This window comes from Psychrobacter sp. 1U2, assembly GCF_051847575.1.
In genome coordinates this window covers 1-556 of sequence record NZ_JBPYDC010001622.1, presented here as the reverse complement: position 1 = coordinate 556, position 556 = coordinate 1, and the positions used below count along the sequence as shown (strand labels likewise).

Here is a 556-nt window from a genome sequence, read left to right as displayed (position 1 = left end):
AAACTCGCTATTAAAAACAAGTCTTGTAACACCTTTTAAAACATTTGTTAACGAATCTATACTTACTGTATCTTTTCCACTCTTTCTAAGCGCTTCTTTTAAATACCCAACCCTATCTAGCTGAGGGAATCCCTTTCCAAAAGACTTATCTATAAACTTAATTGCGTCTGACTTTGATCTAGCCAGCTTAACATTACTAGACCCTGCACCTCGAGTTAGTTTGAAAACTTTGGGATAGCTAGTATTCTTTGCCCATTTCTTCGCTTGTTTCTTATCATAAAAAATATAGCTAGGAACTACTGGTATACCAGCAGCTTCAAGAAGATACTTTTGAGCGACCTTGTTATCAAAATGCCAGCTTGTTTTAAAATCAGGAAAAACTCTTAATCCTGCATGTTCTATAGCAAAAAGGATATTTTTGGCAGCGAGAACATCCTTGATTTGTGAATGATGATGATGCCACATGAAAACATCATAACCTTTTAGTTGTTCTATAATATCAGTATCAAAAGCATTAACTAACTTATAATCAATATTTTTATTTTCGCAATATTCA

Annotated in this window: 1 protein-coding gene; it reads right to left on the bottom strand. The window is 33.5% G+C overall.

Annotated features, from left to right (window positions below; translation table 11 throughout):
* The coding region (locus tag ACS8FD_RS23510) for an ATP-grasp domain-containing protein (RefSeq protein WP_459252184.1) at positions 1–556 on the bottom strand (556 nt) is incomplete at both ends.